The 6,163-nt window shown below is 59.7% G+C and carries 7 protein-coding genes and 1 pseudogene; 3 read left to right on the top strand and 5 right to left on the bottom strand.

Annotated features, from left to right (window positions below; all coding sequences use genetic code 11):
• Together WBB95_RS01105 and WBB95_RS01100 are read right to left on the bottom strand one after the other, a co-directional pair.
• Nucleotides 1-97: pseudogene (locus tag WBB95_RS01105) on the bottom strand (fumarylacetoacetate hydrolase family protein); the annotation flags it as partial.
• Between the two features lie 22 nt (nucleotides 98-119).
• On the bottom strand, nucleotides 120-1,514 hold the full coding sequence (locus WBB95_RS01100; protein ID WP_424485911.1) for an FAD-binding oxidoreductase: 1,395 nt from the start codon (nucleotides 1,512-1,514) through the stop codon (nucleotides 120-122).
• A 204-nt stretch (nucleotides 1,515-1,718) separates the two neighbouring features.
• On the opposite strand from WBB95_RS01100, the gene serA reads away from it, so the two are divergent.
• Entirely contained in the window at nucleotides 1,719-2,948 is a 1,230-nt protein-coding gene (gene serA, locus WBB95_RS01095; RefSeq protein WP_424485910.1) for a phosphoglycerate dehydrogenase, read from the top strand.
• A 62-nt stretch (nucleotides 2,949-3,010) separates the two neighbouring features.
• On the opposite strand, the gene WBB95_RS01090 is transcribed toward serA, so the two are convergent.
• Nucleotides 3,011-3,451, bottom strand: a complete 441-nt coding sequence (locus tag WBB95_RS01090) for a DUF4399 domain-containing protein (RefSeq protein WP_065902261.1) — start codon at nucleotides 3,449-3,451, stop codon at nucleotides 3,011-3,013.
• Nucleotides 3,452-3,585: 134 nt separating this feature from the next.
• Between WBB95_RS01090 and WBB95_RS01085 the strand changes: the two genes are divergently transcribed.
• A complete protein-coding gene (locus WBB95_RS01085) occupies nucleotides 3,586-4,080 on the top strand; it encodes a transporter substrate-binding domain-containing protein (RefSeq protein ID WP_424485909.1) in 495 nt (164 codons plus the stop codon).
• A 41-nt stretch (nucleotides 4,081-4,121) separates the two neighbouring features.
• Here the strand turns inward: WBB95_RS01085 and WBB95_RS01080 are convergent, their stop codons facing one another.
• On the bottom strand, nucleotides 4,122-4,616 hold the full coding sequence (locus WBB95_RS01080; protein ID WP_424485913.1) for a DUF523 domain-containing protein: 495 nt from the start codon (nucleotides 4,614-4,616) through the stop codon (nucleotides 4,122-4,124).
• A gap of 2 nt (nucleotides 4,617-4,618) precedes the next feature.
• Nucleotides 4,619-5,251 carry a 2OG-Fe(II) oxygenase gene (locus WBB95_RS01075; RefSeq protein ID WP_424485912.1) on the bottom strand — a complete coding sequence of 211 codons (633 nt, stop codon included), beginning with the start codon at nucleotides 5,249-5,251 and terminating at the stop codon, nucleotides 4,619-4,621.
• Between the two features lie 131 nt (nucleotides 5,252-5,382).
• Here WBB95_RS01075 and WBB95_RS01070 point away from each other — a divergent pair, with 131 nt between their 5' ends.
• The gene (locus WBB95_RS01070) at nucleotides 5,383-6,135 is read left to right on the top strand and encodes a DUF2059 domain-containing protein (RefSeq protein WP_424485908.1); all 753 of its coding nucleotides are present in this window, start codon (nucleotides 5,383-5,385) and stop codon (nucleotides 6,133-6,135) included.
• Nucleotides 6,136-6,163: the final 28 nt, after the last annotated feature.

Here is a 6,163-nt window from a genome sequence, read left to right as displayed (position 1 = left end):
CCTTGGCATGTTCGGCGTAGTTACGCCCGATGCACACTACTTTGCCCAGGGGAAAGTGGATGTTGGTGCCGTCAACATACTTGTGCTGGTAGCTCATGGAACGACTCCTTCAGGGGCGGTTAAACAGCGAAGATCTTGCCAGGGTTCATGATCCCGTTCGGGTCGAACACCGCTTTCACTGCTTTCATGTATTCGATTTCAACCGGGGAACGGCTGTAGGTCAGGTAATCGCGCTTGGTCATGCCCACGCCGTGTTCGGCGGAGATCGAGCCGTTGTATTTCTCGACGGTTTCGAACACCCACTTGTTCACGGTGGCACATTTGGCGAAGAACTCGTCCTTGCTCAGGTTTTCCGGCTTGAGAATGTTCAGGTGCAGGTTGCCGTCGCCGATGTGGCCGAACCAGACGATTTCGAAATCCGGGTAGTGTTCGCCGACGATCGCGTCAATTTCCTTCAAGAACGCCGGCACTTTCGAGACAGTCACCGAAATATCGTTCTTGTACGGGGTCCAGTGAGAAATGGTCTCGGAGATGTACTCGCGCAGTTTCCACAGGTTGTGCAGTTGGGTGTCGCTCTGGCTCATCACGCCATCCAGCACCCAGCCCTGCTCGACGCAGTGCTCGAAGGTTTCTAGGGCATGGTTGGCGACTTCTTCGGTGGTGGCTTCGAATTCCAGCAGCGCGTAGAACGGGCACTCGGTGTCGAACGGCGCAGGCACATCGCCACGCCCCATGACTTTGGCCAGGGCCTTGTCGGAGAAGAATTCGAAGGCGGTCAGGTCCAGCTTGCTTTGGAACGCGTGCAGCACCGGCATGATCGAGTCGAAGTCGGTGGTGCCGAGCACCATCGCGGTGAGGTTCTTCGGCGCGCGGTCAAGGCGCATGGTGGCTTCGACCACAAAGCCCAGCGTGCCTTCTGCGCCGATGAACAGCTGGCGCATGTCGTAGCCGGTGGCGTTCTTGATCAAGTCGCGGTTCAGCTCCAGCACGTCACCTTTGCCGGTGACCACCTTCATGCCAGCGACCCAGTTACGGGTCATGCCGTAGCGAATAACCTTGATCCCGCCGGCATTGGTGCCGATATTGCCGCCAATCTGGCTGGAACCGGACGACGCGAAGTCCACCGGGTAGTACAGGCCTTTTTCTTCGGCGACGTTCTGCAATTGCTTGGTGACCACGCCCGGCTGGCACACGGCGGTGCGGTCGGTGAGGTTCACCTCGAGAATCTGGTTCATGTAGTCGAACGACACCACCACTTCGCCATTCGCCGCGACAGCCGCCGCCGACAGCCCGGTGCGACCGCCGGATGGCACCAGCGCCACCTTGTGTTCATTGGCCCAGCGGACAATGGCCTGCACCTGCTCAGTGGTCTTGGGGAACACGATGGCGCTGGGCGCGGGTGCGAAGTGCTTGGTCCAATCCTTGCCGTAAGCCTCCAGGGAGTCTGCATCAGTCAGCACTTTGCCGGGCTCAACCAGGGTCTTTAGCTCATCAATCAGGGCAGGATGGGTCATCGACAGAACTCTCGAACAATTCATGGTCATCCTGAGAACGCTTCACGTCGCAGGAATGGGTGTTTAGCGGGGCACGTATGCTAGCATACCGCCCCCGCAGGACAGAGCCCAAGGGCGTTCTGCGGTGACGGCTTTCCTGCCGTCCGGGTCAGCTTGCGCTGCTCGATTCCCTGCCATTTTTCTCCGGGATACAGGTTTACGCAGATGAGCAAGACTTCTCTCGATAAGAGCAAGATCAAGTTCCTTCTTCTGGAAGGCGTCCACCCATCGGCCGTCGAAGTGCTGAAGGCTGCTGGGTACTCCAGCATTGAGTACATCACCAGTTCTCTGCCGGAAGCCCAGTTAAAGGAAAAGATCGCCGACGCGCACTTTATCGGCATTCGCTCCCGCACTCAGCTGACCGAAGAAATCTTCGACCACGCCAAGAAGCTGGTGGCTGTCGGCTGTTTCTGCATCGGCACCAACCAGGTTGACCTCAACGCAGCGCGCGAGCGCGGCATCGCGGTGTTCAACGCACCGTACTCCAACACGCGTTCCGTTGCGGAACTGGTGCTGGCCGAGGCTATCCTGCTGCTGCGCGGCATCCCTGAGAAGAACGCTTCCTGCCACCGTGGCGGCTGGATCAAAAGCGCGGCCAACTCCTTCGAAATCCGCGGCAAGAAGCTGGGTATCGTCGGTTACGGCTCGATCGGCACGCAGTTGTCGGTATTGGCCGAAGGCTTGGGCATGCAGGTGTTCTTCTACGACACCCTGACCAAGCTGCCATTGGGCAACGCCACGCAAGTGGGCAGCCTGACCGAGCTGCTGGGCATGTCCGACATCGTGACCCTGCACGTTCCGGAAACCGCTGAAACCCAGTGGATGATCGGCGAGAAAGAAATCCGCGCAATGAAAAAGGGCGGGATCCTGATCAACGCCGCACGCGGCACCGTGGTCGTTCTGGAGGCCCTGGCCGACGCGATCAAGGACAAGCACCTGATCGGCGCCGCCATCGACGTGTTCCCGGTAGAGCCGCGCTCTAACGACGACATCTTCGAAAGCCCGCTGCGTGGCCTGGACAACGTGATCCTGACCCCGCACATCGGCGGCTCCACCGCAGAAGCCCAAGCCAACATCGGCCTGGAAGTCTCGGAAAAGCTGGTCAAGTACAGCGACAACGGTACGTCGGTGTCCTCGGTCAACTTCCCTGAAGTGGCGCTGCCGGCTCACCCTGGCAAGCACCGTCTGCTGCACATCCACCAGAACATCCCTGGCGTGATGATGGAGATCAACAAGGTCTTCGCGGAAAACGGCATCAACATTTCCGGTCAGTTCCTGCAGACCAACGAGAAAGTCGGCTACGTGGTTATCGACGTAGACGCCGAGTACTCGGACCTGGCGCAAGAGAAGCTGCAGCACATCAACGGCACGATTCGTAGCCGCGTGTTGTTCTAAGGTTTCAACGCCGCACAAAAAATGGAGCCTTTCGGGGCTCCCTTTTTTTGTCTGAACACATCTTACTTGACGTTAACCGTGATGACTTTCGAGGCTACAGTCGGGTTGAACTGCATGTGCAGTTTGTCGCCGGCCACCAGTTGCAAGGTGTGCTTGCCTGGGGTGAGGGTCAGTTCGGTTTCGGTCTGGGCCTTGCCATAGTGGATCACGGTGTCAGTGGCCGGGATCGGCACGCTGGCATCCGGCAACTCTTTCTGGTCGACCAACAGGTGATGGTGGCCGGTGCCTGGGTCCTGGCTGGTGGCCGGGGCCAGTTTCAGGCCTTCCATGCCGAATTTGACGGTGAAGGTTTTATCGACGGTGGCGCCGTCTTTGGGCGACACGATAAATACTTTGGCGCCTTCCGGTGGAGCGCTGCGCGGAATACCGTCAGCGGCGGTCGCCAACATCGAAGCACCCAGCAAGAGGCTGGCCAGGGTTGCACGGGACAAAAGAGCTTTCATTCGCTTCTCCAGTTTCTGCGGGAAATCTGTTGGGTTATGACAACTTCGCGACAAATTGCTGTCCAAGGCACTCAACACCATAGCAAAGCGATGCTGAATGGCGCCTCGCACATTAAAAATCTCTAGGAGCGACCATGCGCTTTTCGCCTGGCCTTGTACTGTTGCTGTCCTTGCTGAGCCCCTTGGCTCATGCCGAATTGATCGACGATGTGTTTGACCGTGGCGAGCTGCGCATCGCCATGGAGGCCAATACACCGCCGTTCAACTACAAGGACGGCGACAAGCTAACCGGTTTTGAAGTGGAGCTGGGTGAACAATTGGCCAAGGAAATGGACGTACGCCCGTCTTTCATCACCACCGATGACACCGACCTGCTGCCCGGTGTGGAAACCGGCAAATACGACGTGGCCATCAACCATATCGCTATGACTGCCGAGCTGCAGGATCGGTTCGATTTCAGCGAGGTCTATAAGCAAACACCTGAGCTGGCAATTCCATTCCAAAAAGGAAACCCGGCATTCAAAAGTAGCCTGGACAAGGCGTTGCATCAGATCAAGGCCGATGGCCGATTGAAGGCGCTGACGCAGAAGTGGTTTGCCGGGGACACACCGACCGCCAAGGCCGAATGACTTTCAATGTGGGAGCTGGCTTGCCTGCTCCCACAGTTGATTTAGGTTGGGTCAGAGAGACGGGCCAGGGCGGCAGCCGCCTCAGGCAATTCAAGCTCACTGAACACCAACACCCCATGGCGTTTCAGCAGCGCAGCCGTCACGCCTTCGCCACTGACCTTCACGCCGCTGAACGTACCGTCATAAGTCAGCAAGTTGCCGCAGGACGGGCTGTTGGCCTTGAGGATGGCGATGCGGATGGCATGGCGTTGTACCAGCGCCAGCGCCTGGCGGGCGCCGTCGAGGAAGGCGGCGCTGAAGTCTTCGCCCTCGGCGGTCAACACCTGCGCGCGCCCTTCCCACACATCGATGCCCTGCCCGCCCGGAATTTCTGCCGAGGGGCGAGGCGTCGGCAAACCACCCGATACTTCCGGGCAGATCGCAACCACGCGACCTTCGGCCTGCCAGGCGGCCAGTTGATCGAATGGGCCGCTGGCGCCGCCGTCATAGCGCACCTTGTGCCCCAGCAAACAGCGGCTGATCAGAATCTTTTGCATCATTAAAACGGCTCGTTACCGCGCCGGCGGAACCAGCCGGTGAGGGACAGGCGTTCGCGCGTCGCGGGCAAAACTTCGTGGGGCACATCCCCGGACAGGAACACCACCAGGCTACCGCCGGTGGGCACCACATCGTATTCGACGCCGTCCTTGAGGTACATGCGCAGTTGCCCGCCATGTTCGGGCAACCAGGCGTCATTCAAATACACGACCGCCGAGACCATGCGCCGGTCATCGTCGCGAAAACGGTCCACATGCTTGAGGTAAAACGCCCCCGGCGGGTACATCGCGAAATGGCTTTCAAAATCTTCCAGGCCCAGGAACAGGCCGCGATTCATCGCCTGGCGCAGGCTGCCCATCACGCCCATGTAAGTCTCGCAGACGGCAGCGTCGCCCTCTTCCAGCCACTGGATATGGTCACCGCGAATGCCCTCGCGGATCTCCTGGGCCGGCCCGCGCCCGACCGCGGCGGGGGCCAATTCGCCCTCGGCCGCACGTTTACGGCACTCAGCCGCCAGCTCCAGGGTCAGAGCCTGGGGCAGGAAGCCGTTCTGCTGCGACCAGCCTTTTTCGGCGAGGTCGTCGACAATGCGTTGCAGCAGAGGATGATCAAGGGGTATTTGCATGGCGCGCATAGTATCCATACGCCTGTGAATCCAACAGAGCCGCCGAGCGTCTGAACACACTTTAGTCAGGTGACCGATAGGATTTCTCGACAAATCCTACGCCCGACACGGACAATAGTGGCCGACTGACAGGAGTCCATATGCGTCGTTTGTTTTTTTCCTTGCTGATGTTCTGCGTTTTGCCCGCTTGGGCAGACGGCCATGACCAGTTGTACAAGGTCGCCGGCTGGGCCGAACAACGTGCGCATTTCAATGACGCCCTCAGTGCCGCCCAGCAACGCTACCGCAATAGCCTGCCGCCGGCGGTGTACCAGGCGCTGGTGGACAACAGCAATAAACGCTTCGCCGCCCAGGCCATGGACCAGCGTGCCGAGGCGCAATTGCGCAAGAACCTGGCCGACCCGAAACCCGCCCTGGGGTTTTTCCAGTCGCCACTGGGCCGCAAGATCGTCGCCGCCGAGTTGCTCGCCACACGCCGCGACCAATTGGCAAAAAACGCCCAAGGCCTGCCGCACATCGAAGCCGACGCCACCCGCAGCCTGATCATCGGTCACCTGGCCCAGGCCCTGCCGGCCCGTGAAGCCGGTGCGGAAGTCAGCCTGGCGATTGCCGGCGTGGCCGCCGACAGCTTGAGCCAGATGATCCCCGGCTTGCTGGGCGGCGGTCAGGCCCAGGGCATGCTCAATGGTCAGCGCGAGCGCTTGATGCAGCAGATCGGCAATGATTTGAACAACACGTTGCTGTACGTCTATCGGGACTTGTCCGACCCGGAGCTGGAAGAGTTCGCGACGTTTGCGGAGTCGCCGGAGGGCAAGGCGTATTACCAGGCAGCGCTTGCTGCGATTCGCGCAGGTCTGGCGGTCGGTCAGAGCACGTCCAGCCTGTCGCAATAAAAAATGTGGGAGCTGGCTTGCCTGCGAT

Origin of the sequence: Pseudomonas sp., assembly GCF_049645325.1 — a bacterium.
In the GTDB taxonomy this organism is placed as follows: domain Bacteria; phylum Pseudomonadota; class Gammaproteobacteria; order Pseudomonadales; family Pseudomonadaceae; genus Aquipseudomonas.
The sequence above is the reverse complement of the archived record's forward strand: the minus strand, read 5'-3'. Positions and strand labels throughout refer to the sequence as shown.